Source organism: Streptomyces sp. NPDC088725 (assembly GCF_044751305.1).
Lineage (GTDB): Bacteria > Actinomycetota > Actinomycetes > Streptomycetales > Streptomycetaceae > Streptomyces.
The window spans coordinates 142,154-168,384 of the sequence record NZ_JBIVLO010000001.1 but is presented as its reverse complement, the minus strand read 5'-3'; the positions used below and the strand labels follow the sequence as shown (position 1 = coordinate 168,384).

The following is a 26,231-nucleotide window of genomic DNA, read 5'->3' as shown; positions in this document are numbered from 1 at the left end:
CAGGACCGAAATCCCGGGCTCAGCTGCTCAGGCTCATCTGTCCGGGCCCGGCCGCTCGGGCTTGCCCGCCCGGCCTGAACTGCACGAGCTCGGTTGCTCGCGCCAGACGGTCGGCGCCAGGCTGCCCCGGTTCGGCAACACAGGGCAGGACTGCCCGGGCTCGGCTGCCCGCACTCGGCGGTCCGGGCTCGGTCGCCGCTCAGTTCCGTGCGGCTCGGTCCCGCCCAGCTGGTCGCCGCCGCCCTGCCCGCCGCCGCCCGCGCGGCGGCGGAAGGCGGCCGATTCAGCCCGGTTCAGCTCAGCCCAGCCCGGTTCAGCTCAGCCCAGCCCGGTTCAGCTCAATCCGGCCCGGTTCAGCTCAATCCAGCTGGGACTGGACCTCGGAGGCGATCAGTTCCAGATGGTCCAGGTCCTCCAGGTCCATGACCTGGAGATAGAACCGCGAGGCGCCGACGGCCGCGTACCGCCCGATCTTGTCGACCACCTCGGCAGGCGAGCCCGTGAGCCCGTTCGCCTTCAGCTCCTCCACTTCCCGCCCGAGATAAGCCGCCCGACGGGCCACCTCCGCGTCGTCCTTGCCCACGCAGACGACCAGTGCGTTGGAGTACACCAGATCGCCCGCCTTGCGCCCGGCCTTCTCCGCCGCCGCACGCACCCGGCCGAACTGCGCCTCCGTGTCCTCGATCGAGGCGAAGGGAATATTGAACTCGTCGGCATACTGAGCGGCGAGCCTCGGCGTGCGCGTCGCACCATGGCCTCCGATGAGCAGCGGCACCTTGGACTGCGCCGGCTTGGGCAGCGCAGGCGAGTCCGTGAGCTGGTAGTACGCGCCGTCGAAGGAGAAGGTCTCACCGGCCTCCGTGTCCCACAGCCCGGTCACGATGGCCAGCTGCTCCTCGAGACGGGCGAACTTCTCCTTCGGGAACGGGATTCCGTACGCCGTGTGCTCCTCCTCGAACCAGCCCGCACCCAGGCCCAGTTCGACCCGCCCGCCGGACATCTGGTCCACCTGCGCGACCTGGATGGCCAGCACGCCCGGCAGTCGGAACGTACCGGCAGTCATCAACGTGCCGAGCCGGATCCGCTTGGTCTCCCGCGCCAGACCGGCCAGGGTGATCCACGCGTCCGTCGGTCCCGGGAGACCGTCGGCGGAGCCCATCTTGAGGTAATGATCAGAGCGGAAGAAAGCGTCGAATCCAAGATCCTCGGTGGCCTTGGCGACGGTCAGCAGCGTCTCGTAGCTCGCACCCTGCTGAGGTTCGGTGAAAATTCGCAGATCCATACGTTCCATCCTGCACCTTCGAAGTTCCGTCACCCTCGCCGGACAGGCCGTCGAGAGCGAGAAGACCGTCACGACGACCCGTCCCGCTCTCGCCCCCACCCCCGCGACGTGAGTTTGCTCAACGTTCCGGCCACCTGGCGGCTCGACTCATCAGCCGCGTCGATCGCCTCCATGCACTGCCAGTACAGCGCCTCCTCATCCGTCTCACACGCCACCTCCACCAGCATGATCCCGACCTCACGCAGCAACACCGTGAGTGCTGTCAGCGCTCCCGCCGCGTCCGACACCGTGGAGAGCCGCCCGGCCCTGACCCCCATCACACGCACCACCGGATGCTCCGCGGAGCCGCAGCCGCGCCCACCCGTCTCGCCCAGCTCGCGTGCCTCCGCCGTCAGCTCCGGCGGCCCTCTCAGGGCCAGTTGATCTCCGATCGCCCGGACGAGAGCCTGCGCCTGCCAGGCCTCCGCCAGCACACCCAGCGCGTCGGCGCTGGTGGCCAGCGCCCGCAGGCTCATGCCGACAAGCCGCTCGGCATCCACTCACCCGCCCCCGTTCCTCATCCGTTCCTCCCCGTCCTCCGCAACGCCTCCGTTCCGCTACCCAGAGTGATGGAGCGATGCCGGAAAAACCAGAGCCGTCCTGAAATCTGTGGACAGGGCAGCAGTTGTGAATAACTTCACCACTCCGCAGAGTGATGATCACGGAACGGACGACCCCGGATCGGGCGAACACGGACTGAGCGATGACGGATTTGAGGGCCGCTCCGCGGACGTTTTCCTCGGGAAACGGACCTCATTCCTTTCGATCTTGGCCGCCAGCGCCGCCAAGACGTCGACCCCCAGCCCGTCGCAGAACTGGAGCAGATACGCCAGCACATCCGCGACCTCGTCGTTCACCCGATGCGCCGACTCCGGGTCCTCCATCACCCGCGCAGACTGCTCCGGAGTCAACCACTGGAAGATCTCCAGCAGTTCGGACGCCTCCACACTCAGCGCCGCCGCCAGGTTCTTGGGCGTGTGGAACGGCCCCCAGTCCCGCGCCGCGGCGAACTCGACCAGCCTGCGCTGAAGCCCTGCCACCGTCAGTTCCGGAAGCTCCGGCCGCCCGGGACCTGCCGATCCTCCTGGCGGTCCCGGCTGTCCCCGCTGTCCCGACCGCTCAGGCCCCTCACTCTGTTCTGTCACGATCAAGGTCTACCACCGTGACCCCGGCCGCCCCGCGCGCGTACGCGGCGTCGCCCACCGCCCCCACCAGCCTGAGATGCCCGTCACCGCAGATCTCGGCGGCGAGGGAAAGCAGCTCCCTGCTCTGCCTGCGGTCCATGTACCGGTCGAATCCGTCGGCCAGAACAGTCAGCGACTGAAGCGCGGGCGGCACCTCGGCTGCCTGATCCATCGCCAGCACACCAGGGCCCGTGAGCAGGACGAGCGCGAGCGCCAGATACCGCAGTTCGCCCTCGCCGAGCCGCCCCAAGGGGGTACCGGACGCCCCGGCGCCCGTGCCGTCCCGGGCGAGCAGCGCACGTACCGTGCCGTCGGTCAACTCCTCGACAGCCAGCTCCGCCACCGGTCCGACGCATCCCGCCCGCGCCGCCGTGGCCAGCCGGGCATGCCGCCTGGCGCACTGGTGCCGCGTACGGTGCAGCACCGCCGCCAGGTTCTCGCAGCCGCGGCGCAGCCGGCCTTCGCCCACAGCGACCGGCCGCCGCATCTCGCGCGGCTGCGGATCGCAGGCGAAGACGGACCGCAGCGCCACCACGGTCTGCTCCGCGGCCGCCAGCACACGCAACTGCCCCTCCGTCTTGCCCGCCACACGTAGCGGGAGCAGCGCCGTGCCGAGCAGGTCGTCGGGGAGCGGGGCGCGTGTCACGGGCGCGGATCCGGCCGTGTACCAGGCCGCCTGGACCGATGAACGCCCGGGATCCCGCAGCGCCGTGGTCAGCAGCGTCTGGCCACCGCTGGTCAACCGCTCGCCGACGATGCGCAGTTCGGGCTCGGCCTGCACGGCCAGATCAAGTCGTACGGGACCGACGGGACCTTCGACGGTGCATCCGATCCGGAATCCGCGCCTTCCCTGCGCGTCGGCGGCGGCCCGTTCCGGCACGCACGCGACGGGATCCGGGAACACCTCCTCCAGTCTGGCGCCGGCGCCGAGCCGGGCCAGCGACTCGTACACCTGAAGCGCGGTCGACTTCCCGCTGCCGCTCGCTCCGGCGAAGAGCGTCAGCGGCCCCAGCGGGAAAGAGGCGCCGCGGTGCGATTTGAAGGACGAGAGGCGCAGTTCGGTGACAGTGGGGCGCGTACAGGTAGCTTCCATGGCCGGACCGTATGCGCCGCTTTCGGTGACGAACCGTTCCGTCTTGACGACCTTCCTACGATCGGGGGACGGCGTCAGCCGCGATCCCCTCTACTTCCGTGCCCGCCGGCGCCAGCAGGAAGACGTTCTTGTCGACTCGGTGCATGGCGCTGCCGAGGCCGAAGACGACACCGCTGCTGAAGTCCAGGATGCGTTTGGCCACGTCGGTCTCCGCGCCGGTGAGGTCGAGCAGGACGGGGATCCGTGCGATCAGATGATCCGCGACCTCGCGCGCGTCACCGAACACCTGGACGCGCATCACGATGAACCGGCGGTGCTGCTCGGGCTCCGGCTCACGCGGAACGGTCCGCTGGTCGACACGGGAGGGCCACTCATCGCGTCCGCGCAGCGGAACGACCTGGGCCAGGCCCTCCCACTGCTCGTCGGTGACGTCGTACCCGTCGTACCCGCTCACCGGATCACCCCGTCCGCGCGCTGTGTCTGCATACGTCCATCCTCCCGCGTCTCACCCGTTCGGCCTATCAGCGACACGGGTCAGTCATCGGCCGGTCTCGGGCCCGATGCGAACGACTCACAGCGAACGGCGCGCAGCGAACGACGAACAGCGGGCATCGGGCATCGGGCATCGTCTGGCATGGGGCGGCGGACACCGGGCAGAGCACTGCGGTCGCGCCGCACCCCCCACATCGGTCAGACCCTGCCCGCGCCTCCGGCCCTGATCGCACCGTCGACCAGCGCCGCCGCCGCCGCACGGGCCGCTACCGACGAGGAGGGGTCGCGGTCCATCCTGGCGGAGAGCCCCGCCCCGTCGTAGAGCAGGTGCAGCTGCCTGGCCAGGGCCTTCGGGTCGGCCGCGCCCGCCTTCTCGGCCAGCTCGGCGAACAGGGCCCTGACCCAGGCGCGGTAGCCGTCGGCGGCCTCTTCCACGAGACTGCCGGGGCGGGTCTCCGCGCTGGCGTTGGCGAAGGCGCAACCGTGGAAGCCGGGCTCGGTGAACAGCTCTCCCTGCGCGTCGAACACGCCGAGCAGCCGCTCCCTCGGGGTGTGGTGACGCTCGACCGCACGGGTGATCCGGCCGGTGATCGTCGCGCGGCGGCTCTCCAGGTAGGCCCGGATCAGCTGCTCCTTGCCACCGAAGGTGTTGTACAGCGATGCCTTCGCCACCCCCGCGTGCTCGATGATGCGGTCGATGCCGACGGTCCGCACGCCCTCCGCGTAGAACAGTTCGTTCGCGGCTGCGAGCAGACGCTCACGCGCCGAGGGCTTTACCGCGCCTCTGACCGCGTCCTGTGCAGCAGTCATGCCCCTCATCCTCCCGGCACCATTCAGACAGATCTGTCTATCGTACGGGCGCCACCTGGCGGCGAACAGGTGCGCGCAGCAGACCGATCAGGGCGAGCGCCGCGAGCACGATCACCGCGACGCCGTACTCCCTGGCCGTGGCCGCGAGCCCTCCGGCGTGGACCACGAGGAATCCCGCGACCACGGCGGGCGCACCCATCCCCAGGTACGAGACGACAAAGAGCACCGAGAGCACCCCGGCGCTCTCATGCGGCGCGGCCAGGGGCATCACCGTACGGATACCGCCCTGGAATCCGCTCCCGAAACCGATCCCCGCGATCGCCGTACCGATGAAGAAGGCGACCTCGGGCACAGGGCCCGAGCCGTAACTGATCGACACCAGTGTGACAGTCACACCGACAATGAGCGCGACGATGCCGGTGAGCATCACCGTCCGGGCCGCCGCCTTCCGCAGGACCAGGACGGAGAGCGCCGCGACTCCGGCGAGGACGAACAGGCTCAGCCCTCCGTACACGACAGAATCGGAGTCCACCAGATCACGGACGAGCGCCGGCCCCAGCGATCCGTAGAGACCGGCCAACGCCCACACCGCGAACAGCACCGGTACGGCCACCAGCACAGGACGCCGAACCGCACGCGGCAGTCTGATCTCCGGCACCAGCGTGGCGAGCGCCCCGGGCTCACGGGTCACCGTTTCCGCCATGAACGTGACACCGGCCGCCTGAAGAACGAACAGCGCGAGCAGGAGCAGATAGATCAGATGCGTGGGCGCGGGCAGGAACTGCACGACGAGTCCGGAGACCAGCGCGCCGCTCGCCGTCCCGACACCCGGCGCGATCGCGTTGGCGATCGTGCCGCGGGATCGGTTGATGTCCATCATTCCGGCGCCTATCGCGCCGAGGGCGGCGCCTGTCGACAGTCCCTGCGCGACCCGGGCGATCAGCAACTCGGGAACGCCTCCGGCGGTGGCGAACACGACCATCGAGACCGCCTGCACCGCCAGCGCGCTCAGCAGCACGGGGCGCCTGCCGACGTGGTCGGACAGCTTCCCGAGAGTCAGGAGCCCGGCGAGCACCGCGAGGGCGTACACCCCGAAGACGATCGTGGTGGTGATCGGCGTGAAGCCCCATTCGCCCTGGTAGACGGCGTACAGCGGCGTCGGGGCGCTGGAAGCGGCGAGGAACGAGACGGTGATGGAGGCCAGCAGGAAGAACGCCGCGTTCGGCGGGAGCCGCCAGGTCCGCGCCGCGACTCGCCGCGACGCGGGTCCGGGTATCTCGGTGACCGAAGAGTTGCCCATGACGTTTCCCCACCCGCTATTGAGTAGACCTGTCTGTCTGTTCGCGAGGCACGCTAGAGAAGGCTGTCTACGAGTGTCAAGCGAGGGCACCCGGCCTTTCGCGCGTACGCGCACCCGCGTGCGCCTGCGTACGCGTCCGCCGCGAGCGGTGCGCGGACCGTGCAGCCGGCCCGGGGCACGTCCGCACACACATGGCGCGCGGACGCCCAGGTACTTCCCGAACGCTGAGCGCGGGCCGGAACACCGCCCTCGACGTCCGGCGAATCCGCGAGCACCCGCAGATCCTCGACCGCTCAGGTCGTACGGCTCTACTGCTGCGATGACGCGGCGACGCATTTCGGCGCGACCGGCGACTCAAATCCACTACTGGGCCTGCCACTTACCACCCGACGAAGGAGCCCCGCACCGAGGCGCGGGCGCGACAAGACGCGGGCGCGGCAAGACCTGCCGGGGCGCCGTCAGACGGTCGCGCGGCAGGCCGGGTGTCCCCAGCCGTCGGGGTTCTTGGCGATGGACTCACCCGCGGCGTACGAGCGTCCGCAGCGACACTGACCGGGGAATTTGGCGTTGAGCGTCCGCCCCGAGCCCGATGAAGCACGCTTCGACGAACCCGTCTTCCTGGGCGCCGACGCCCCGGAGGAGGGCGGCGGCTGCGGTGAGCCGTGCTCGCTCCCCGCGGGCTGCTGGACGATGGCCGCCTGGCTCGCGGCACGGTCGGCGAAGTCGTTGAGCCGGTCGCCGCCCACCTGGTGCGCGGGCACGTACCGGAACTCCACGGAGCGGCCTTCGAGCAGTGTGTCGATGCGGACGACCAGCTCCTGGTTGGCGACCGGCTTGCCGGTGGAGGTCTTCCAGCCCTTGCGCTTCCAGCCGGGCAGCCAGGTCGTGACGGCCTTCATCGCGTACTGGGAGTCCATCCGGATCTCCATCGGCACGCCCGGGTCCGTCGCCGCCAACAGGCGCTCCAGGGCGGTGAGTTCAGCGACGTTGTTCGTCGCCTTACCCAGCGGGCCCGCTTCCCAGCGGGTGGGCGCCTCCGCACCGTCGGCGATGACCCAGGCCCAGCCGGCCGGCCCGGGATTTCCCTTCGAAGCCCCGTCACACGCGGCGATCACACGTTCAACCATGCTCCCGATCATGCCAGCTCGGAGACGCGCCGAGCGCCACGGCAGGGGATGCTCAGCCACCCCCTCCGCCTGCGCACGCGGAGAAGAGAAGGACCGGGGCGGCAACGAGAACGAGCGCCCGACCGTCCGGCGGACCACGGCGAAAGCAGGTGCGCCACACCTACCCTCCAGGAGATTCCTCAATGAAGGCACCTTATTCAATTATGGTTCGTTTGTGGTTTCAGTACCCTCGACAGAGCAGGAGCTCCAGCGAGGGCGGAGGTGCCGACGGCGACTCCCCCGCGAAACGGAAGTCAGGTGACGAGTCAGATGGGACAGGCCGTTGAAGAACGACTCGAGGGCGAGACCGACGGTGGTCTCGGCTTCCACCTGAGGCGCGCCGAACAGGCGATCATGGCCCGCAAGGCAGGGGCCATCCGTCACCTCGATCTGACCGTGCCGCAGTGCAAGGTGCTGGGTTTCCTGAGGGACGGAGCGGCCAAGTCGTCCACGCAGCTGTCCCGGGAGGCCCTGGTGACCTCGCAGACGATGAACGGGATCGTGAAGAACCTGGAGCTGAAGGGCCTGGTGGAGCGGCGGACGTCACCGGACCACGCCCGTGTGGTGCTCGTCTCACTGACCGTCGCGGGCATCGAGCGGGCCAGGCGCGCGACCGAGTTCTCGGACACGATCGACCGGGGACTACGCGAGGCCATGCCGGAGACGGACTACGCGCTGCTGCTGAAGCTGCTGGACACGGTGACCGAGATCGCGCCGACGACGGCCGGGGAGATGGCCCCGGCATAGCGACAGCGCGGGGCCGAATGCCTGGCGCCCTACGGTCGCCCGGCGGATCGCGGGCGTGCGGGGCCGCCCGTATCGCCGGGTCACGGTTCGCCGCGGACAGCGGGTCGGACGCCGAGCGCGGGTCGATGCCCGAGGGGAAGGACCGGCTCCCTGCCGTGCCTGCCCACTCACCACGGCGTGCTCACCCGGTACGCCGCTCGTGGCGCGCACGTGCGAGGCGATGGGCGTCGCGGAGCAGTTCGCGGGTTGCCTCGTCCGTCCGCCGGCCGGGGTTCACCACCGCGAGCCAGCCTGCGGAGCCGTAGACGGGGTGTGCCATAACAGCATCGGCGAGGCTCGGGTCAAGGTCACCCACGGCTGGTTCGCTCGGTGCGTGGCCGGTCCAGCTGATGAAGGCTTCCCTCCCGGCGGCGATATTGACGCGGAACGTGTCAGGGCGGTCCAGGCGTGATCCTTCGTCGCCCGGGTAGTTCTTCGTCACGATCGTCGCAAACGGTTGGGTCGTCTTCGGTACGACACCGTCCGGGGCACAGAAGAAGAATGCATCCCCACAGCTGATCTCCGGCGAACCGTCGTCGGGTCCCGGCCTGAGGGCCAGGACTCCATCGAGGCCCTTCACGAAGTCGATGATCTCGTCGATGGTCATGTGTTCAAGCGTTTCATTAAGGTGCTTGTGGAGACTTTGATCCGAAAAACACTGGAGCGGTGGGGTGCCAACTCTCAAGTCGCCGGTCATGCGTACGGTCGATGTCGCCCGGCGCGCCGGATACTCCGTTCAGCAGGTGCGTGATCTTGAACATGACGGTGTGCTGCCGCCGGCGGCGCGCACAGCGGCGGGCTACCGGATCTACGGAGAGATTCACCTGCGTTCCGCACTCGCTTACCGGGCACTCGCCCTCGGTACAGGTCCTGTTGAGGCCAAACGGATCGTTCGTGCCGCACATCGGTGCCCGGTCTCGGAGGTACTGGCCCTGCTCGACGCCGCACACGCCCGGCTCGACCGAGAGCGCATCGATCTCAGGCTCGCCAAGGAGGCCGTCGAGGCGATCTCCACCGAGCCGCTCGAAGACGTACGCCCGTCTGACTCGATGAGCGTCTCCGAACTCGCCGCCGCGCTCGGAGTGCGTGCCTCGGCATTGCGGCACTGGGACACCGAGGGGCTCGTCGTCCCTGATCGCGTCTCCCCGCGCGGAACGCGGCGCTACTCACCGGCCCAAGCCCGCGACGCCCGGATCGTCCACCAACTACGCGGCGCCGGGTACGGCGTTGACCCGCTCCGGGCCCTGATGCCGGGCCTGCGACACGGTCACGGATCGGAAGACGTCCGAGCCGCATTGGCGGCCCGGGAAACAAGCATCACGGCCCGCTCCCACGCCCTTCTCGAAGCAGCCGCCGCACTCAGCGCCGTGCTCACCACCTTGCCCCGGGCGTGAGGCCCCGCAAGCCAACGTCCGCCCGCTCCTCGGATCCCGCCGTTCGGACAGGCGCCCCCTGGCCCCCGCCTTGCAGTACGAGGGCGGACCGGAGGGACTCAATCCCCGCGCGGGCCAAAGAAATTCACCGACGTGACGAGGACGTAGTCGAAGTAGATCGGCTCCCCCTCCCCGTCCATCGGGTACGCGAAGCTGCTCTCGTTCGAAAGGATCATCTTGAGGTCCGGAAGAGTATCCACGCCGTCGTCGTTCTGCTCGACCGTGTGGCCCCGGTTCTCGAGGTTCTCCAGCAGCTCTTCCTCAGGGGTACGGAAAATGTCGAGACCGTCGAGGACAACGGTGACATCCGCGTCCTCGACTTGGAACCGGTACACATGGATGTCGGTCAACGCGCCCTTGCTGAAACCGAGATTGAACTCCGTCCGGGACTGTTCGTGCCCACAGAGCACCTGCCCTGGCGCATCACCGATGTCCGGGTCGGACGGGGTGAAGCCCACCTCACGCGCGGCCGCGACCGCCTCGCCGGCCGACATGCCCAGCCTGAGAGTGGCGACTCCGGCCCCCGGCAGCAGCTCCAGAATCATCGCCGTCGTTTCCAGTCGTCCGATACGCGGCACCTCCGCATCGTCCTTGACCGTATCTCGGGGGCGGTAGGCATCGCGGTGGAGTTCGGGCCAATCGCAACCATTGATGAACGCCGGAGACAATGCCTCCGCGCAGCTGCGGCCAAAGCACGAGAGGATCCGACGATGCCTGAAAACTTCAGTCGCGGCAACTCCCTTGAGCAGTTGGAGGGCCTGCGCTGGCCGCCCCCTCCGGCGGACACGACCTCCATGGTCCGGAACGTGTACGAGCTGCGGCGCCGACCCGTCGGGACCCTGGAGCCGCACGAGCTGGCCCGGTTGATCGGGCAGGACGTGGGGCTGACCTGGCTGCTGCCGCTGGCCGTGAATATTCTGCGGGACTCCACACCGAGGCAGGCTGAGGGCGGCTGGCTCGACGACGACCTGCTGTACGCGGTCGTCACCAGAAAGCCGGAGGTCTGGGCCACTGCCCCGGAACTCGCCCACGAACTCAGGGAAAGTGTCGCCGTCCTGACCGACATCTCGCGTGACCTCCGTCAGGACATCGACACGTTCCTCTCGGCGCTTCCCGGGGACGACGCCTGACAGCGCGGATTGTCCATGAATCGCCGGAGGCCCCAGGCGTACTGCCCGGGCGTACAGCCGCGCGCATGCGGCCGCCCGGCCCCTGGCCGTTCACTCCACTCGCCGCGCGAGGCCGAGAAAAGCTCGTTGAGCGCATCGTCGGGTGTCGTCGCGCAGGCGAGTGCGCGGCCTCGGCATCAGCCTTCGCCTGCCAGGCAGGCCAACTGCGCTGCCGCCGCGTACAGTTCCCCAGGCCGATGCTCGGCTGGATACCTCAACTCCGCCGGTTTGGACCGCTCCCAGAGATGTCGCCCGGAAGCGTCGCCTCCGGGCGTCAGATGGCTCGCACTCCAACAGATTGACACGCCCTGGTTCTGGCCGGAGCAGCTCGCCTGAAAGACCGGACCAAGAGCCAGCACTTTGCGGGTAGTTATGTGGAAGGCTTGAGAAGCGCTGTCCACACCAACCACCCCGGCGGCGCGGCCCGCCCACACGCATAACGCCGGAACACTCCGCGCGGCGTCACGTTCCGGGGAATGGTCTTACCCGTCGGGCACATCCCATAGCGCAATGGAGCTTCATAGGTGGTAACCAACGACGAAGCGGTCACGACGGCCGCCGTTTCCCTGAAGAAGATCGCCTACCCGGACAGGGTGGACTCCGTGGTAGTGCTTCGGAAGACGACCATCGATTTCGCCTACGGATGGACCGTCCGCTGCGACTTCAAGGAACACATCGAAACGGGGGATTTCACTCAAGCCCCGTTCACCTCCGTCATCGTCGTCCCGCACGACGGAACCGCCGCCCACTTCGCCCTCACGTTCCCGCCGACCGAGGAATACATGGCCCTCCAGGCAGCGGGCAACTGGCCCCCTCCGCAGGAACGTTGACATGTTCGCCCCAGAGAAGCAGGCGGCGGCCTGGCTCGACCAAACCATGGTGGGGCCTTGACCCCGAATCCTGGACACGGGTTACGCGGCTTGTGCCAGCGTAGTTGGTGCGAGTTGGAGGGCGTCCTCGAAGGCGATCGGTGATCGTTGCCCGAGGCGGGAGTGTCGGCGGCGGGTGTTGTAGCGGTGGAGCCATCGGAAGGCGTCGAGTCGGGCCTCGCGCTCGTTGGGCCAGCTCTTCCGTCCTTGCAGGGTCTCGCGTTTGAAGGTCGCGTTGAAGGACTCGGCGAGTGCGTTGTCGGCCGAGCTGCCGATCGCGCTCATGCTTCGCCGAACCCCTGCTGACCTGCAGGCTTGGGCGAATGCCCTGCTCGTGTACTGGGCTCCGTGGTCGGTGTGCATGATCGATCCGGCGAGGCTGCCACGGGTGCGGATCGCCGCGGCCAGGGCGTCGGTGACGAGGTCCGCGCGCATGTGGTCGGCGATCGCCCAGCCGGCCAGACGGCGTGAGGCGAGGTCGATGACGGTGGCGAGGTAGCAGAACTTCCCGCCGTCGAGGGGAAGGTAGGTGATGTCGCCGACGTACTTCGTGTTCGGTTCTGCTGCGGTGAAGTCGCGGCCGATCAGGTCGGGGGCCTTGGCCGCGGCCGGGTCGGGGACGGTGGTGCGGTGCCGGCGGCGCAACCGGACTCCCTCGAGCCCGGACGCCCGCATGATCCGGGCGACACGCTTGTGGTTGACCGCCTCATCGCCGGTCTCCCGGAGCTCAGCGGTGATCCTCGGGACTCCGTAAGTACCGTCCGACTCGAGGTGGACCGCCCGTATCCGGACGGCCAGACGGGCGTCGGCCGCCTGCCGGGCGGCCCGGTCCGCGGCCGTCCGGCGCCAGTAGTAGTAGCTGGAGCGGGCGATTCCGAGGATGGTGCACAGCCGCTTCACGCCGTGGCGGCGCTGGTGGTCGGCGACGAACTGGAAGCGGTTCACCAGCGCGTCTCCCCGGCGAAATACTTCGCCGCCTTCCGCAGGATCTCGCGTTCCTCCTCCAGCTCGCGGACCTTCTTGCGCAAAGCGGCGTTCTCGGCCTACAGCGGTGTCGGCGTCTCTGCCCGCCGGCCCCGGGGCCGGCTCACACCGGCCGCCCGGACCCAGTTCCGCAGGGTCTCCGGGTTGATCCCCAGATCGGCGGCGACCTGCCTGATCGTCGCCTCGGGCCGCGACTCGTACAACGCGACCGCGTCCGCCTTGAACTGCGGCGGATAGTTCTTCATGACCACGAGATGTCCGTTCTCAGATCCTCAGGATCCAGTGTCTCGTGTGTCCAACATCAAGGGTCAAGGCCCCCCTGAAGCTTCCCCTTGATCGTGGACACCTGGAGACTGGGACCTGAGGTTCCAGAGGAAGTAGAACCAGGTGGGAAGCAAGTACACAAAGCGGTACACCGAGGAGTTCAAGCGGGACGCGATCGCGCTCGTCGACTCCTCTGGCAAGACGGTCACCGCGGTCGCCCGGGAACCCGGCATCAGCTCGGAGTCCTTGCGCGGCTGGTACCGCCGGGCCAAGGCCGACCGGGGCGAGGGGCAGCCCGGTGAGCCGACCAGCGCCGAGCGCGAGGAACTGCGCCGGCTGCGCAAGGAGGTCCGCGAACAGCAGCAGACGATCGAGATCCTGAAAAAAGCGACGGCCTTCTTCGTGAAGGAGAGCGACCGGTGAGCGAGTTGTACCGGTTGATCCATGCGGAGAAGGCGAACTACCCGATCCTCCTGCTGTGCCGGGTGCTGCACGTGGCCCGCTCCTCCTCCTACGCCTGGCGCGAGGGCGAGGCCGCCCGTTGCAGGCGCCAGACGGCCGACGACGCGCTCGCCCACGAGATCACCGTGCTGCACGTCGCCTCCCGGAAGACCTACGGCGTCCCGCGTATCCATGCCGAACTCCGGCGCCTGGGGCGCCGGGTGAACCGCAAGCACCTAGCCCGCGTGATGCGCGAGCGCGACATCCGCGGAGTCACCCGGCGCAAGCACCGCTCGCTGACCCGGCCGGACAAGAAGGCGAAGCCGGCCCCGGACCTGATCGGCCGCGACTTCCACGCCGAACACCCCGGCACCCAACTGGTCGGCGACATCACCTACCTGCCCACCACCGAGGGCCGGCTCTACCTCGCCTACTGGCTGGACCTGGCCACCCGCGAGGTCGTCGGCTACGCCATGGCCGACCACCACCGCGCCGAACTCGTCCTCGACGCTCTCGACATGGCCCACGGTCGGACCCGGCTGGAGCCCGGATGTGTCATACACAATGACCGCGGAAGCGAGACGTCCACCCAATTCCGCAATCGGATAAATGAGTTGGGACTGCGGCAGAGCTGTGGACGCACCGGATCGTGTTTCGACAATGCCGCCGCGGAGAGCTTCTGGGCCCTGCTCAAGGAGAAGATCGGAACCCGGACCTGGCCCGACCGGGCCACGGCCCGCGCCGAGGTCTTCAACTTCATCGAGACCTTCTACAACCGCCGCCGCCTGCGCAAGCACAAAACCTTCGGCTACCTCACCCCAGCCGAAAACCGCCAACGCCATCAACACGCCCTCGCAGCATAACGAACGAGTGTCCAATATCACGGGGAAACTTCATTCGCCGTCGGACCCCGCACCTCGGGCAGGGAAAGGGAACATCCCGGGTCCTGGCCAAGACCCGGATCGCCTCGCCGTCGTCCGCTACATCCTCGATGACCAGAGAGCGCTGAAAAAACGTTGCCACAAGGGAGTTGACATCTCGCATACAACGTCGACGACGCCCGTCACCTGCCGTCACCACCGACTACGAAACAGAGCCGCCGCTGTACACCCGCCTGACGCGTGATGCGTGAGGGTCGGGCAGGCGAGTGCCCGACCCTCACCTCGTCGTGCGTCAGGAAACGGGGAACCAGGCCGACAGGCGCTTGGCGATGACCGGTGCATCGATATTGTCCTGCGCGACTTCCTCCACGAACGGGCCGGCAAGAGAGACGGGCGGCGGGGCGACAGTGGCGCTGACGCCGTTGAGCCGCAGGAAGACGCGCATGGCGAGCCAGGCGGTGCGCTTGTTGCCGTCGATCAGCGCGTGATTTCGGGCAACGGAGTGCAGCAGTGCCGCCGCCTTCTCGTGCAGAGTGGGATACAGCTCGGCCCCGAACACGTTGGTTCGGGGCCGTTCGATCGCTGATACCAAAAGTCCCATGTCGCGCACGCTGTGCTCGGTACCGTTGACCTTGCGAGCGATGGCCAGGATCTCGTCGATCTGGATGTAGCGCACTTCGGTCACTTCAGGTAGTCCAGGATCTCCGCATCGCTGTCCATCAGCTCGGCCAGGACGTCATCGACCTTCAGCTCGGCTCGATTCTGGGCATCACGGATGGCCTCAATGGCAAGTTCCTGTTTGCTGCGGCGCTCGCGACGAGCACGCTCGGTGAGCCTCGCGTCAAGGTCGTCGGGGAGTCGGAGTGTCATCGCCATACAGCGATGATACCGGACTGGTATCTGGGTAGCGAAGTGATACCAGCCACTTGAGACCCTCGGACCACGGCGCCCTCTGCGGCCCGGACCGGCCGCGCTCTCGGTTCCCAGGAGCGTGCGGCCGGAGTAGCAGCCCGCACCGCCGCCGGGGAGGTGCAGCGGGACGCCCGTCCCGGAGTTCTTGCCCCCGTTCGGCTGTCCGGTCCGCACGACCCCAGCCGGAGAGGATCCGTGAGGTTGAGACATCCGATTCGAGCGTCATCCGAGCGTCAGAATTTTGCATTCCGCATCACCACGTTGCCCGCGAAACCCGCACCGGCCCTTGAAGCCGCAGCTCAGACCGTTCTGCGCAAGCGAACCCCATTCGACGTATTCCGCGAGCGAAAACACGTCGAATGAACCACCTGAAATACAAAACCGCAGGTCACGCGTCCTTCTTGACCGGCTCCAGGATCGCCACGCACTCCACATGGTGCGTCATCGGGAACAGGTCGAAAGCCCGCAGCGTGCGCGGCTTGTAGCCGCCCTCTCGGAAGTACGCCAGGTCGCGGGCCAGGGCCGCCGGGTCGCAGGCCACGTAGGCGATGCGGCGGGCGCCCAGCGAGGTGAGGTGTTTGACGACGCCCTTGCCGGCTCCCGCGCGCGGGGGGTCCAGGACGATCAGGTCCGTCGACGTGATGTGGGTGCGGGGCAGGACCTGGTCGACCTTGCCCTGTTCGATGCGGACCCGGGGCATGTCCTGGAGGTTGTGCCTGGCGTCCTCCACCGCGCGCTTGCCCGACTCGATGCCGAGCACCGCGCCCGCGTCGCCGACGCGTTCGGCGATCGCTCCGGCGAACAAACCCACCCCGCAGTAGAGGTCGAGAGCGGTGTCGCCCTTGCGCGGCATCAGGCCCTGCATCACAGCCTGGACAAGGACCTGCGGGGCCTGCGGGTGCACCTGCCAGAAGCCGCCCATGCCCACGCGGTACGTGCGGCCGTCGGCGCGCTCGCGGACAAAGGCGCGGCCGTGGACGCGGTGCACTCCCCCGTCGTGCTCCTCCACCCTCAGGACGGACACCGGCTTGTCCAGCTCGACCAGCGGCAGCCGGCCGCCCGGCTTCGGGGCGAGGATCACCTGGCGGTCGTTCGAGCCCGACGAGGCGATCGCCTCGACCGTCGCGATCTGCGGCCATTCACGCTGCTCGACGCCCAGCTCGCTGACGCCTTCCGCGGCGATCATGCAGTGGTCGACCGGCTCTACTTCGTGCGAGCGGTGCTTGCGCAGTCCCGCGCGGCCGTTCTCGTCGACGGCGTACTGCACGCGTGAGCGCCACGCCGGCACCTCGCCCGCGGGCAGCTTGTCGCCGGGGGCGGGGATGACCGTGCCGTCCCAGCCCGCTTCCTCGGGCGTGAGGCCGGCGAGCCGGCGCAGCTGCTCGGTGATGACGTCGCCCTTGAGTCGCCGCTGCGCGCCGGGCTTGGCGTGTTGCCAGTCGCAGCCGCCGCAGCGCCCGGGGCCCGCGTACGGGCAGGGGGCCTCGACTCGTTCCTTCGACGCTTCGATGATCTTCACGGCGTCCGCGCGGAGGTAGCGGGAGTCCTCCTCGCCCTCCGTCACCCGGGCGATGATCTTCTCGCCGGGCAGTGCGTGGCGTACGAAGAGCACCCGGCCGGCCTCGGTACGGGCGATGCAGTGACCGCCGTGCGCGACAGGACCGACCTCGACCTCGTACTCCTCCCCGACCAGCGATGCCTGCGCGGAAGGCTGCGCAGAAGGCTGCGGTTCTGTATGCATGAGGGGGTGGCTCCAAAAGATCAGCGGTTCTGTGTGCGTGAAGGAAACGCCGGCCGGACAACCGGAATGGGTGGCGACGGCCGGACGCCAGCCCATCAGTCTACGTGGGTGTCAACCGCCCGGTCGCCACTGCCACCGCCGCCGCCCACCGCCGCTCAGCGCTTGCCGGTCGGGTTCTTCGGCTTCGAGTCGACGGGGCCCCGCCTGACCGCGCCGGGAGCGGCCCACTCGGACTGCCGCTTCAGCCGCTTCCTCGCCAGCTCGGACGATTCCAGCTGGTACGGCACCGACGTCACCATGACTCCCGGAGTGAAGAGCAGCCGGCCCTTCAGCCGCAGCGCGCTCTGGTTGTGCAGCAGGTGCTCGTACCAGCGCCCGACGACGTATTCCGGGATGTAGATGCTGACCGCGTCACGCGGGTTCTCCGAGCGCAGGCCTCTGACGTACTCGATGACGGGCCTGGTGATCTCGCGGTAGGGGGAGTCGAGGATCTTCAGCGGCACGCTGATGGCACGCCGCTCCCACTCGTCCCTCAGTATCTTCGTCTCGGCCGGGTCGACGCTGATGCTCAGCGCCTCCAGGGTGTCGGAACGCATCAGCTTGGCGTACGCGAGCGCGCGGATCGTGGGCTTGTGGAGCTTGGAGACCAGCACGATGGAGTGGACCCGGGAGGGCCGGTCGCTGTCGTCCGACTGGTCCTCGGAGACGGCGATCTCCGCGGCGACCCGGTCGTAGTGGCCGCGGATCGCGGTCATCGTCGCGTAGAAGATCACCATGCCGAGCACGGCGACCCAGGCACCGTGAGTGAACTTGGTCGCCAGCACGATGACCAGGACGAGCCCGGTGAAGAAGGCCCCGAAGGCGTTGATCGCGCGCGAGCGCATCATGTGGCGGCGCTTCGCGACGTTCCGCTCGGTCAGCAGATGGCGGTTCCAGTGCCTGACCATGCCGGTCTGGCTGAGCGTGAAGGAGACGAAGACGCCGACGATGTAGAGCTGGATCAGCCGGGTGGAGTCCGCGCCGTAGATGACGATCAGCAGCGCCGCCGCGCCCGCGAGCAGCACGATGCCGTTGGAGAAGGCGAGCCGGTCGCCCCGGGTGTGCAGCTGGCGCGGCAGGTAGCGGTCCTGCGCGAGGATCGAGCCGAGCAGCGGGAAGCCGTTGTACGCCGTGTTCGCGGCCAGGAAGAGGACGAGCGCGGTGGCCGCGGAGAGGACCACGAACAGGAACGTGCCCTGGCCGAAGACCGCGGCCGCGACCTGCGAGATCACCGGGTCCTGGACGAAACCGTCGCCGACGGGGACGCCGTTCCTGAGCAGGTTGGCCGAGGGCGATTCCGTCATCCGCACCTTGGTGGCCAGGGCCAGCGCGATGATGCCGACGAACATCGTGACCGCGAGGCCGCCCATCAGGGCCAGCGTCGTGGCGGCGTTCTTGCTCTTCGGCTTGCGGAAGGCGGGGACGCCGTTGCTGATGGCCTCGACGCCGGTCAGCGCGGCGCAGCCCGAGGAGAAGGCGCGCAGCAGCAGGAAGACCAGCGCGAAGCCGGCCAGGCCGCTGTTCTCCGCCTTGATGTGGAGGGCGGCGGTGGGTGCCCGCATGGTGTCGCCGAGCGCCAGTCCGCGGATGGCGCCCCAGACGAGCATCAGGAAGACGCCGCCGACGAAGACGTACGTCGGGATCGCGAAGAGCTTGCCGGACTCGCGCATGCCCCGGAGGTTCATGACCGTCAGCAGGCCGATGATGACCACGGCGAAGATGACCTTGTGCTCGACCACGAGGGGAACGGCGGAGCCCAGGTTCTCCACGCCGGAGGCGATCGAGACGGCCACGGTCAGTACGTAGTCGACGAGCAGGGCGCTCGCGACGGTGAGACCGGCCCTCGGACCGAGATTGGTGGTGGCCACCTCGTAGTCGCCGCCGCCGCTCGGGTACGCGCGGACGTTCTGCCGGTACGACGCGACGACGGTGAACATCAGGACCACGACGGCCAGCACGATCCAGGGGCTGAAGTGGTACGCCGTGACGCCCGCGATGGAGAGCACCAGGAGGACTTCTCCCGGCGCGTACGCCACCGAGGACAGCGGGTCGGAGGCGAAAACGGGCAGGGCGATGCGTTTGGGGAGAAGCGTCTCTCCCAGCTTGTCGCTCCGCAGAGCCTGCCCGATCAGGATCCGTTTGGGCACGTCGGTCAGTTTGGACACGCAGAGGATCGTATGCGCACGGACGCCCCGCCGTGCAGCCCTTGTCCGTGCCCGCATGCTCCCCGGCCGGCGACGCGGATGAACGCGACGTCGGTGTCGCCGCATAAGCTCGACCCCGGGAAGGGCCGAGACGGGTTGTCCCGTTGTTGCCCGGTACGTCGAGAAGGAAGAGTGAACAGGGTGTTTGCGCAGGTCAGCGACGCGACCAGGACTGCGGGGTAAGACCGTGCACATCGTCATCATGGGCTGCGGACGAGTGGGAGCCGCACTCGCCCAGACCCTGGAGCAGCAGGGCCATACCGTCGCCGTCATCGACCAGGACGCCACGGCGTTCCGCCGCCTCGGCGCCGGCTTCGGCGGCCGTCGCGTGAACGGGGTCGGGTTCGACCAGGACACCCTGCGCGAGGCGGGGATCGAGGAGGCCGGCGCGTTCGCGGCCGTGAGCAGTGGCGACAACTCGAACATCATCGCCGCCCGGGTGGCCCGCGAGATGTTCGGCATCGACAACGTCGCGGCCAGGATCTACGACCCGCGCCGTGCCGAGGTCTACCAGCGTCTGGGCATTCCGACCGTGGCCACGGTCAGCTGGACCGCCGACCAGATGCTGCGCCGGCTGCTGCCGTCCGGGGCCGAGCCGCTGTGGCGCGATCCGAGCGGTGGCGTACAGCTCGCCGAGGTACACACCTCCCCCGACTGGGTCGGTCACAAGATCAGTACGCTGCAGGAGGAGACGGGCGTCCGCGTCGCCTTCCTCACCAGGCTGGGCGAGGCGATGCTGCCGACGTCCCAGACGGTGCTGCAGGAGGGCGACCTCGTCCACGTGATGATGCGTACCGACGAAATCGAGAAGGTCGAGGCGGTATTCGCCGAGGGCCCGGACGGAAGCGGGAACTGATGCGCGTCACGATTGCCGGAGCGGGCGCGGTGGGCCGGTCCATCGCCGGTGAGCTGCTGGAGAACGGCCACGAGGTCCTGCTGGTCGACAAGGCGCCGACCGCCATCTCGGTGGAGCGGGTCCCCATGGCGGAGTGGCTGCTGGCCGACGCCTGTGAGATCACCTCGCTGGACGAGGCAGCACTGCAGCGGTGCAACGTGGTGATCGCCGCGACCGGTGACGACAAGGTCAATCTGGTCGTCTCGCTGCTGGCGAAGACCGAGTACGGCGTGCCGCGTGTGGTGGCCCGGGTCAACAACCCGAAGAACGAATGGCTGTTCAACGAGTCCTGGGGCGTCGATGTGGCGGTCTCCACACCGCGCCTGATGTCGGCGCTGGTCGAGGAGGCGGTCAGCGTCGGTGATCTCGTACGGCTGCTGCGTTTCAGCCATGGCGACGCGAACCTGGTCGAGCTGACGCTGCCGCCCGAGTCGGCCGTGTCCGGCACCCAGGTCGGCGATGTGACCTGGCCCGAGGACACCTCGCTGGTGACGATCATCCGCGGGACGCGCGTGCTGACGCCGAGCCCGGAGGAGACGCTGGAGGCGGGCGACGAGCTGCTGTTCGTGGCCGCCCAGGCCCGCGAGGAACAGCTGGAGGACCTGCTGTCGGTACGCCGCGAGAACGGCTGACGCGACGGGCACACGGCACGCGACGGGCACACGGCACGCGAGAGGCCCCGCACCGGAGGGACACGATGTCCGGAAGGTGCGGGGCCTCTCGCACGCCCTCGTCGTATGTGAAGGTGCTACGCCTCGCGGCGGTTGTACAGCGTGCTACGCCTCGCGGCGGTGACGGGCCGGCTGCTGCTCGCCGGTGGACTGCGCGGCCGCCGCGGCCTTGCGCTCCTTCTCGGCCTGCTCCTCCGCCTCCATCTCGGCGAAGACGTCGATGGGTGCGGGCGCCTTCGCCAGGAAGACCCAGGTCAGGTAGACGGCCAGCAGGAACGGCGGGATCTTGAGCGAGATCAGGATCCAGCCGAGCGAGGTGGTGTCGGCCCACCAGTAGAGCGGGAAGAGGATCGCGCACTTGGCGAGCAGGATCAGTCCCCACGCCCAACTGGCCTTCGCGTAGGCCTTCTTGCGGCCGGGGTTGCGCGTGCGCCAGGAAAGGTTCTCCTTGAAGACCGGGCCCAGGATCAGCCCCATCAGCGGCATGCCCGCGAGGGTCGAGATCAGGTAAGCGAGCGCGAGTCCCAGCGTGTAGATCATGCCGGGGAGGTAGAAGTCCTTGGCGTTGCCCGTCATCATCGCGAAGAGAACACCGAAGGCGACGCCGAAGACCCCGCTGAAGGCGTGCTTGACGGTGTCACGGCGGGCCAGCCGGACCACGAGCAGCACCAGCGAGACGGCCACGGCCGCGATCGCCGAGGTGTGCAGGTTCTTGTTGATGGTGAAGATCGTGACGAAGAGCAGGCCGGGGAGGACTGTCTCCACCATGCCGCGCAGGCCCCCGAAGGCCTCGAAAAGCGCTGCCTCTGTGACGGCTTTCGCCTCGGCGTCCTGCGATTCTGATGCGGCGGTCGAAGCGGTTGAGGCGGCGGGCTTGTCGAGTGACGTCACCGGCTACTCCTGTCCGAGCGGTCGGAGTTCGTATTTGGGATTGAACAGCACCCGGCGACCGTGACTCAGGGAGATCCGGCCGGAGGCGATCAGTTTGCGGCCCGGCTCGATGCCCACGATGGAGCGCCGCCCGAGCCACACGACGTCCAGCGGCGCGGTGCCGTCGAACAGCTCCGCCTCCAGTGCCGGTACGCCCGCGCGCGGACGCAGGGTGACCGTCCGCAACGTACCAGTCACCCGGACCACTTGGCGGTCGTCGCAGTCGGAGATCCGGGTACACCCCGACGCCTGCGTGGCTTCCCGCAGCTCCTCGGATTCCAGATCCTCCTGGGAGCTGGCCAGCCGGTCGAGCATCCGGCGGAAGCGGCCGGTCGGCTTCTCAGCACTCATACGTGAAGCGTACCGGGGCGCGCGGGCGCCGCTTCCACGCCCCGGTGCGCGCCCGGCCTCCGGCGCCGCTCCTGCCCGTCGATATTCGAATCAACGCTCGAAGCGGTATCCCATGCCCGGCTCGGTGACGAAGTGTCTGGGGTGCGAGGGGTCGGCCTCCAGCTTGCGCCGCAGCTGCGCCATGTAGACCCGCAGGTAGTTGGTCTCCGTGCCGTAGGACGGTCCCCAGACCTCCTGGAGGAGCTGCTTCTGGCCGACCAGCCGTCCCGTATTGCGCACGAGCACTTCGAGCAGATGCCACTCGGTCGGAGTGAGCCGTACGTCCTTGCCGTCCCGGTGGACCTTCTTGGCGGCCAGATCGACCGTGAACCCGCCGGTCTCGACCACCGCGACGGAGTCGTCGCCCTCCCCGCCGAGCGGTTCGGTCCGCCGGACCGCCGCACGCAGCCGGGCCAGCAGCTCGTCCATGCCGAAGGGCTTGGTGACGTAGTCGTCGGCGCCCGCGTCCAGCGCCTCGACCTTCTCGTCCGAGGTGTGGCGCGCGGAGAGCACCAGGATCGGCACCCTGGTCCAGCCGCGCAGGCTCCTGATCACCTCGACGCCGTCCATGTCGGGAAGGCCGAGATCCAGGACGACGACGTCGGGATGGCGCGCGGCCGCCAGCTCCAGCGCCGAGGCGCCGTCGGCGGCAGCATCCACGTCGTACTTGCGTGCCTTCAGGTTGATCTCCAGGGCACGGACGATCTGTGGCTCGTCGTCGACCACGAGCACCCGGGTCATGGGGCCTGCCTTTCCACTGCCAACGGTATTCCTGCCGCCGCGGTCCCTGCCGTGCCGGTCATGAGGCGGCCTCTGCGGAGAGCTCGGGACGGCCCCGGCCGAGTCCGGCCGCCGCCGTGAGGGTGAGCACCATGGTCAGGCCGCCGCCCGGGGTGTCCTCGGCGGCGAGCGTGCCGCCCATCGCCTCGGCGAACCCGCGCGCGACCGCGAGCCCGAGCCCGATGCCGGCGCCGCGCGGGGCGTCGCCGTGGCGCTGGAAGGGCTCGAAGATATGTTCCTTGGCGTCGTCGGGCACGCCGGGGCCGCCGTCCACCACCCGTACCTCCACCCGCGCGCCGAGCGCGCTGGCGGCGACCGTGACCCGTTGTCCTGCCGGGCTGTACTTGACCGCGTTCTCCACGATGTTGGCGACCGCGCGCTCCAGCAGACCGGGGTCGACGGCCACCATGGGAAGCGATTCCGGGATGTCGAGATCCACGCTGTGCTCAGGTACGCCGCCGAGCGCCATCGGGACCACCTCGTCGAGGTCGATCTCCCGGATCAGCGGGGTGACGGTGCCGGTCTGGAGCCGCGACATGTCGAGGAGATTGCCGACGAGGTGATCGAGGCGGTCGGCGCCCTGTTCGATGCCCGCGAGCAATTCGGCCCGGTCCTCCTCGGACCACTCGACGTCGTCGGAGCGCAGCGAGGATACCGCCGCCTTGATGCCGGCCAGCGGGGTGCGCAGATCGTGGCTGACGGCCGCGAGGAGCGCCGTGCGGATCCTGTTCCCCTCGGCCAGCTCTCGGGCCTGCGAGGCCTCCCCCACCAGCCGCTCCCTGTCGAGGACGACGGCGGCCTGCGCGGCGAAGGCGGCGAGCACCCGGCGGTCCTCGGCGGGCAGCACCCGGCCGGAGAGCGCGAGCGCCATGTGGTCGCCGACCGGCATGTCCACGTCGGCGTCCTCGGGACGGTGGACGGGCTGGGGCCCCACGCTGCCCGCGCGGGTCCACGGCGCGACCTCGCCCTCGCGCTCCAGCAGCGCCACGGACTCCATGGCGAACGTCTCGCGGACCCGCTCGAGCAGTGCGTCGAGGGTGGTCTCACCGCGCAGCACGCTGCCCGCGAGGAAGGAAAGGATCTCGGATTCGGCCCGCAGCCTGGCGGCCTGCTGGGTACGGCGGGCGGCCAGGTCCACCACCGAGGCCACCGCGACCACGACCGCCACGAAGACGAGGAGTGCGACGAAGTTCTTCGGCTCCGCGATGTCCAGGGTGTGGAGCGGAGGCGTGAGGTAGTAGTTCAGCAGCAGTGAGCTGACCGCCGCGGAGGCGAGAGCCGGGCGCAGCCCGCCGAACAGCGCGGCGAGCACGGTCAGGAACAGGAAGATCAGGACGTCGTTGGCGAGCCCGAGGGGATCGTCCAGCGTCGTGGTCAGCAGGAACGCGAGCAGGACGGGGGCAAGGACCCCGGTCAGCCAGCCCCCGATGATCCTGGACCGGCCGAGGCGGGCCCCCCGGGCCACCGGCAGTCCGCGGCCCTTGGCGACCTCGTCGTGCGTGACGATGTGGACGTCCAGATCGGGTCCCGACTCGCGCGCCACGGTGGCCCCGACGCCGGGACCGAAGATGTACTGCCAGGACTTGCGCCTGCTGGAGCCGAGCACGACCTGCGTGGCGTTGACGCCCCGGGCGAACGCGAGGAGCGCCGAGGGGATGTCGTCGCCTATGACGTGGTGGAAGGTGCCGCCCAGGTCCTCGACCAGCCTCCGCTGGACGGCCAGTTCCTTGGGCGAGGCGGAGGTGAGCCCGTCGCTGCGCGCTATGTACACGGCGAGGATCTCGCTGCCCGAGCCCTTGGCGGCCATGCGGGCCGCGCGGCGGATGAGCGTACGTCCTTCGGGGCCGCCGGTGAGGCCCACGGTGATGCGTTCGCGGGCCTGCCAGGTGGAGCGGATGTTGTGTTCGCCGCGGTACTGCTGGAGGTATTCGTCCACCCGGTCGGCGACCCAGAGCAGCGCCAGCTCGCGCAGGGCGGTCAGGTTCCCGGGGCGGAAGTAGTTGGACAGCGCCGCGTCCAGCTTGTCGGGCTTGTAGATGTTGCCGTGGGCCATCCGGCGCCGCAGTGCCTGTGGCGACATGTCGACCAGCTCGATCTGGTCCGCCCGCCGTACGACCTCGTCGGGGACCGCGTCGCGCTGCCGCACGCCGGTGATCGACTCGACCACGTCACCCAGCGACTCCAGGTGCTGGATGTTGACGGTGGAGACGACGTCGATGCCGGCCCGCAGCAGTTCCTCGACGTCCTGCCAGCGCTTGGCGTTGCGCGAGCCCGGAACGTTGGTGTGGGCGAGTTCGTCGACGAGGGCCACGGCGGGACGCCGTTCGAGGACGGCCGCCACGTCCATCTCGGCGAAGACGCCGCCGTCGTGCACGATCGAGCGGCGGCTCACCTCTTCGAGGCCGTGCAGCAGCGCCTCCGTACGCGGTCTGCCGTAGTGCTCGACGAAGGCGACCACGCAGTCGGTGCCCCGCTCCACGCGGCGGTGTGCCTCGGCGAGCATCGCGTACGTCTTGCCGACGCCCGGTGCCGCGCCCAGGTAGATCCGAAGCTTGCCGCGTCCCATGGGCCCCTTGTCTTCCTGAAGGTCGCGAGGTCCGCGCGCTGCGCGGATCACGGTGCCGCAAACGCCGGTGGGCCGCACTCCCCGCGGGGAGTGCGGCCCACCGGCGGTGCTGCGGCTGACGGCCCGGGGCGGTCAGCGCACCTCGGTGATCTCGGGCCCGCGCTGGAGCGATCCCATGCCGCCGGAGAAGCGCGAGCCCTCCTGCTCCTCCTGCTGCACGCCCTCGGGCACCATCTGCGCGTCGTTGGGGAGCTTGAGGACGATGGGGTCACGGGGAGCCATCGGCCCGTCTCCGCGCACGACCACGGTGTCCCGGAAGACCTGCTCCAGCAGCCCCGCGGCCGCGGGCTGCACCGCGCCCTGCCCGGAGATCACACCGCGCAGGAACCAGCGCGGTCCGTCGACCCCGATGAAGCGCACCAGCTGTACGCCTCCGGTGCCGTCCGGCAGCTGGACGGGAACCTGGGCGCGCAGCTCCCAGCCCAGCGGACCCTCGACCTCGTCGATGACGCCGCCCTGCTGGGTGATGCCGGAGGCGATCTCCTCGCGTACCTCGCCCCAGATGCCTTCCTTCTTGGGCGCCGCGAAGGCCTGGAGCTGTACGGCGCTGTCGTTCACGACGACCGTGGCGGCCACGATCGCGTCACCCGCGACCTCGACGCGCAGCTCCATGCCGTCGACTCCGGGGACGAAGATGCCCCCGAGGTCCACCCTGCCGTCGTCCGGCCTGGACACCTCGGAGATGTCCCAGGGGCCGTCGGGACGGGGCGCCGGAGGCAGATTCACCCGGCCGGATCCGTTCCCCGCCACGTTGTCGTCGGCGTCGACGCCGTCGACGACCTGCTCGGCCTCGCCCGCTGCGTCCGCAGCGTCCCCTGCGGAACTACTGTTCTTGCGACGTCCGAACACG

General features: G+C 69.1%; 27 protein-coding genes and 1 pseudogene. 8 read left to right on the top strand and 20 right to left on the bottom strand.

Annotation, left to right across the window (positions count from 1 at the left end):
* Nucleotides 1–358: 358 nt before the first annotated feature.
* From ACIP6N_RS00725 to ACIP6N_RS00690, 8 genes are all read right to left on the bottom strand, one after another.
* Nucleotides 359–1,282 (bottom strand): LLM class F420-dependent oxidoreductase, encoded by a 924-nt coding sequence (locus ACIP6N_RS00725; RefSeq protein WP_401811736.1) that lies wholly within the window; start codon nucleotides 1,280–1,282, stop codon nucleotides 359–361.
* Nucleotides 1,283–1,350: 68 nt separating this feature from the next.
* Entirely contained in the window at nucleotides 1,351–1,821 is a 471-nt protein-coding gene (locus ACIP6N_RS00720) for a DUF6099 family protein (protein WP_401811735.1), read from the bottom strand.
* A gap of 159 nt (nucleotides 1,822–1,980) precedes the next feature.
* Entirely contained in the window at nucleotides 1,981–2,466 is a 486-nt protein-coding gene (locus tag ACIP6N_RS00715) for a nucleotide pyrophosphohydrolase (protein ID WP_401811733.1), read from the bottom strand.
* Complete coding sequence (locus ACIP6N_RS00710; protein WP_401811731.1) at nucleotides 2,450–3,598, bottom strand: AAA family ATPase; 1,149 nt, start codon at nucleotides 3,596–3,598, stop codon at nucleotides 2,450–2,452. Before ACIP6N_RS00710 ends, ACIP6N_RS00715 begins: the two co-directional genes overlap by 17 nt.
* Nucleotides 3,599–3,653: 55 nt before the next feature.
* Nucleotides 3,654–4,052 carry a cell division protein SepF gene (locus ACIP6N_RS00705; RefSeq protein ID WP_401811730.1) on the bottom strand — a complete coding sequence of 133 codons (399 nt, stop codon included), beginning with the start codon at nucleotides 4,050–4,052 and terminating at the stop codon, nucleotides 3,654–3,656.
* 236 nt (nucleotides 4,053–4,288) lie between these two features.
* Nucleotides 4,289–4,900 carry a TetR/AcrR family transcriptional regulator gene (locus ACIP6N_RS00700; RefSeq protein WP_401811728.1) on the bottom strand — a complete coding sequence of 204 codons (612 nt, stop codon included), beginning with the start codon at nucleotides 4,898–4,900 and terminating at the stop codon, nucleotides 4,289–4,291.
* A 37-nt stretch (nucleotides 4,901–4,937) separates the two neighbouring features.
* Nucleotides 4,938–6,200, bottom strand: a complete 1,263-nt coding sequence (locus ACIP6N_RS00695; RefSeq protein WP_401811727.1) for an MFS transporter — start codon at nucleotides 6,198–6,200, stop codon at nucleotides 4,938–4,940.
* A 458-nt stretch (nucleotides 6,201–6,658) separates the two neighbouring features.
* Nucleotides 6,659–7,339 (bottom strand): ribonuclease H, encoded by a 681-nt coding sequence (locus ACIP6N_RS00690; protein ID WP_401812587.1) that lies wholly within the window; start codon nucleotides 7,337–7,339, stop codon nucleotides 6,659–6,661.
* Nucleotides 7,340–7,636: 297 nt separating this feature from the next.
* Between ACIP6N_RS00690 and ACIP6N_RS00685 the strand changes: the two genes are divergently transcribed.
* A complete protein-coding gene (locus ACIP6N_RS00685) occupies nucleotides 7,637–8,113 on the top strand; it encodes a MarR family winged helix-turn-helix transcriptional regulator (RefSeq protein WP_401811726.1) in 477 nt (158 codons plus the stop codon).
* 181 nt (nucleotides 8,114–8,294) lie between these two features.
* On the opposite strand, the gene ACIP6N_RS00680 is transcribed toward ACIP6N_RS00685, so the two are convergent.
* Nucleotides 8,295–8,759 carry a DUF6194 family protein gene (locus ACIP6N_RS00680; RefSeq protein ID WP_401812585.1) on the bottom strand — a complete coding sequence of 155 codons (465 nt, stop codon included), beginning with the start codon at nucleotides 8,757–8,759 and terminating at the stop codon, nucleotides 8,295–8,297.
* A gap of 64 nt (nucleotides 8,760–8,823) precedes the next feature.
* On the opposite strand from ACIP6N_RS00680, the gene ACIP6N_RS00675 reads away from it, so the two are divergent.
* Complete coding sequence (locus ACIP6N_RS00675; protein WP_401811724.1) at nucleotides 8,824–9,546, top strand: MerR family transcriptional regulator; 723 nt, start codon at nucleotides 8,824–8,826, stop codon at nucleotides 9,544–9,546.
* A 98-nt stretch (nucleotides 9,547–9,644) separates the two neighbouring features.
* Here ACIP6N_RS00675 and ACIP6N_RS00670 read toward each other — a convergent pair whose 3' ends face one another.
* On the bottom strand, nucleotides 9,645–10,253 hold the full coding sequence (locus tag ACIP6N_RS00670) for a hypothetical protein (protein WP_401811722.1): 609 nt from the start codon (nucleotides 10,251–10,253) through the stop codon (nucleotides 9,645–9,647).
* 42 nt (nucleotides 10,254–10,295) lie between these two features.
* Between ACIP6N_RS00670 and ACIP6N_RS00665 the strand changes: the two genes are divergently transcribed.
* Nucleotides 10,296–10,715 (top strand): contact-dependent growth inhibition system immunity protein, encoded by a 420-nt coding sequence (locus ACIP6N_RS00665; RefSeq protein ID WP_401811720.1) that lies wholly within the window; start codon nucleotides 10,296–10,298, stop codon nucleotides 10,713–10,715.
* A 563-nt stretch (nucleotides 10,716–11,278) separates the two neighbouring features.
* The gene (locus ACIP6N_RS00660; protein WP_401811719.1) at nucleotides 11,279–11,584 is read left to right on the top strand and encodes a YrhB domain-containing protein; all 306 of its coding nucleotides are present in this window, start codon (nucleotides 11,279–11,281) and stop codon (nucleotides 11,582–11,584) included.
* A gap of 81 nt (nucleotides 11,585–11,665) precedes the next feature.
* Here the strand turns inward: ACIP6N_RS00660 and ACIP6N_RS00655 are convergent.
* Nucleotides 11,666–12,858, bottom strand: a pseudogene (locus ACIP6N_RS00655) (IS3 family transposase).
* Between the two features lie 136 nt (nucleotides 12,859–12,994).
* On the opposite strand from ACIP6N_RS00655, the gene ACIP6N_RS00650 reads away from it, so the two are divergent.
* Both ACIP6N_RS00650 and ACIP6N_RS00645 read left to right on the top strand, forming a co-directional pair.
* A complete protein-coding gene (locus ACIP6N_RS00650) occupies nucleotides 12,995–13,294 on the top strand; it encodes a transposase (protein ID WP_401811718.1) in 300 nt (99 codons plus the stop codon).
* Complete coding sequence (locus ACIP6N_RS00645; protein ID WP_401811717.1) at nucleotides 13,291–14,175, top strand: IS3 family transposase; 885 nt, start codon at nucleotides 13,291–13,293, stop codon at nucleotides 14,173–14,175. Before ACIP6N_RS00650 ends, ACIP6N_RS00645 begins: the two co-directional genes overlap by 4 nt.
* 310 nt (nucleotides 14,176–14,485) lie before the next feature.
* Here the strand turns inward: ACIP6N_RS00645 and ACIP6N_RS00640 are convergent, their stop codons facing one another.
* The 4 genes from ACIP6N_RS00640 to ACIP6N_RS00625 all read right to left on the bottom strand — a co-directional run bounded on the left by ACIP6N_RS00640 (nucleotide 14,486) and on the right by ACIP6N_RS00625 (nucleotide 19,050).
* The gene (locus tag ACIP6N_RS00640) at nucleotides 14,486–14,878 is read right to left on the bottom strand and encodes a type II toxin-antitoxin system death-on-curing family toxin (RefSeq protein ID WP_401811716.1); all 393 of its coding nucleotides are present in this window, start codon (nucleotides 14,876–14,878) and stop codon (nucleotides 14,486–14,488) included.
* Nucleotides 14,875–15,069 (bottom strand): ribbon-helix-helix protein, CopG family, encoded by a 195-nt coding sequence (locus tag ACIP6N_RS00635; protein WP_401811715.1) that lies wholly within the window; start codon nucleotides 15,067–15,069, stop codon nucleotides 14,875–14,877. Before ACIP6N_RS00635 ends, ACIP6N_RS00640 begins: the two co-directional genes overlap by 4 nt.
* 424 nt (nucleotides 15,070–15,493) lie before the next feature.
* On the bottom strand, nucleotides 15,494–16,846 hold the full coding sequence (locus ACIP6N_RS00630; protein ID WP_401811714.1) for a class I SAM-dependent RNA methyltransferase: 1,353 nt from the start codon (nucleotides 16,844–16,846) through the stop codon (nucleotides 15,494–15,496).
* 155 nt (nucleotides 16,847–17,001) lie between these two features.
* Complete coding sequence (locus ACIP6N_RS00625; RefSeq protein ID WP_401811712.1) at nucleotides 17,002–19,050, bottom strand: APC family permease; 2,049 nt, start codon at nucleotides 19,048–19,050, stop codon at nucleotides 17,002–17,004.
* Nucleotides 19,051–19,276: 226 nt separating this feature from the next.
* Between ACIP6N_RS00625 and ACIP6N_RS00620 the strand changes: the two genes are divergently transcribed.
* Complete coding sequence (locus ACIP6N_RS00620) at nucleotides 19,277–19,945, top strand: potassium channel family protein (RefSeq protein WP_401811711.1); 669 nt, start codon at nucleotides 19,277–19,279, stop codon at nucleotides 19,943–19,945.
* A complete protein-coding gene (locus ACIP6N_RS00615; protein ID WP_401811709.1) occupies nucleotides 19,945–20,616 on the top strand; it encodes a potassium channel family protein in 672 nt (223 codons plus the stop codon). Before ACIP6N_RS00620 ends, ACIP6N_RS00615 begins: the two co-directional genes overlap by 1 nt.
* 144 nt (nucleotides 20,617–20,760) lie before the next feature.
* Here the strand turns inward: ACIP6N_RS00615 and ACIP6N_RS00610 are convergent, their stop codons facing one another.
* The 5 genes from ACIP6N_RS00610 to ACIP6N_RS00590 all read right to left on the bottom strand — a co-directional run bounded on the left by ACIP6N_RS00610 (nucleotide 20,761) and on the right by ACIP6N_RS00590 (nucleotide 26,230).
* Nucleotides 20,761–21,546: a DUF3159 domain-containing protein gene (locus ACIP6N_RS00610; RefSeq protein WP_401811708.1), complete on the bottom strand. Its 786-nt coding sequence runs from the start codon at nucleotides 21,544–21,546 to the stop codon at nucleotides 20,761–20,763.
* Between the two features lie 3 nt (nucleotides 21,547–21,549).
* Nucleotides 21,550–21,900, bottom strand: a complete 351-nt coding sequence (locus tag ACIP6N_RS00605) for an OB-fold nucleic acid binding domain-containing protein (RefSeq protein WP_401812583.1) — start codon at nucleotides 21,898–21,900, stop codon at nucleotides 21,550–21,552.
* 126 nt (nucleotides 21,901–22,026) lie between these two features.
* A complete protein-coding gene (locus ACIP6N_RS00600; protein WP_401811706.1) occupies nucleotides 22,027–22,716 on the bottom strand; it encodes a response regulator in 690 nt (229 codons plus the stop codon).
* Nucleotides 22,717–22,774: 58 nt separating this feature from the next.
* Nucleotides 22,775–25,321, bottom strand: coding sequence for an ATP-binding protein (locus tag ACIP6N_RS00595; protein WP_401811705.1), 2,547 nt, complete (start codon nucleotides 25,319–25,321; stop codon nucleotides 22,775–22,777).
* A gap of 132 nt (nucleotides 25,322–25,453) precedes the next feature.
* A complete protein-coding gene (locus tag ACIP6N_RS00590; protein ID WP_401811703.1) occupies nucleotides 25,454–26,230 on the bottom strand; it encodes a DUF3710 domain-containing protein in 777 nt (258 codons plus the stop codon).
* Between the last annotated feature and the right edge of the window lies 1 nt (nucleotide 26,231).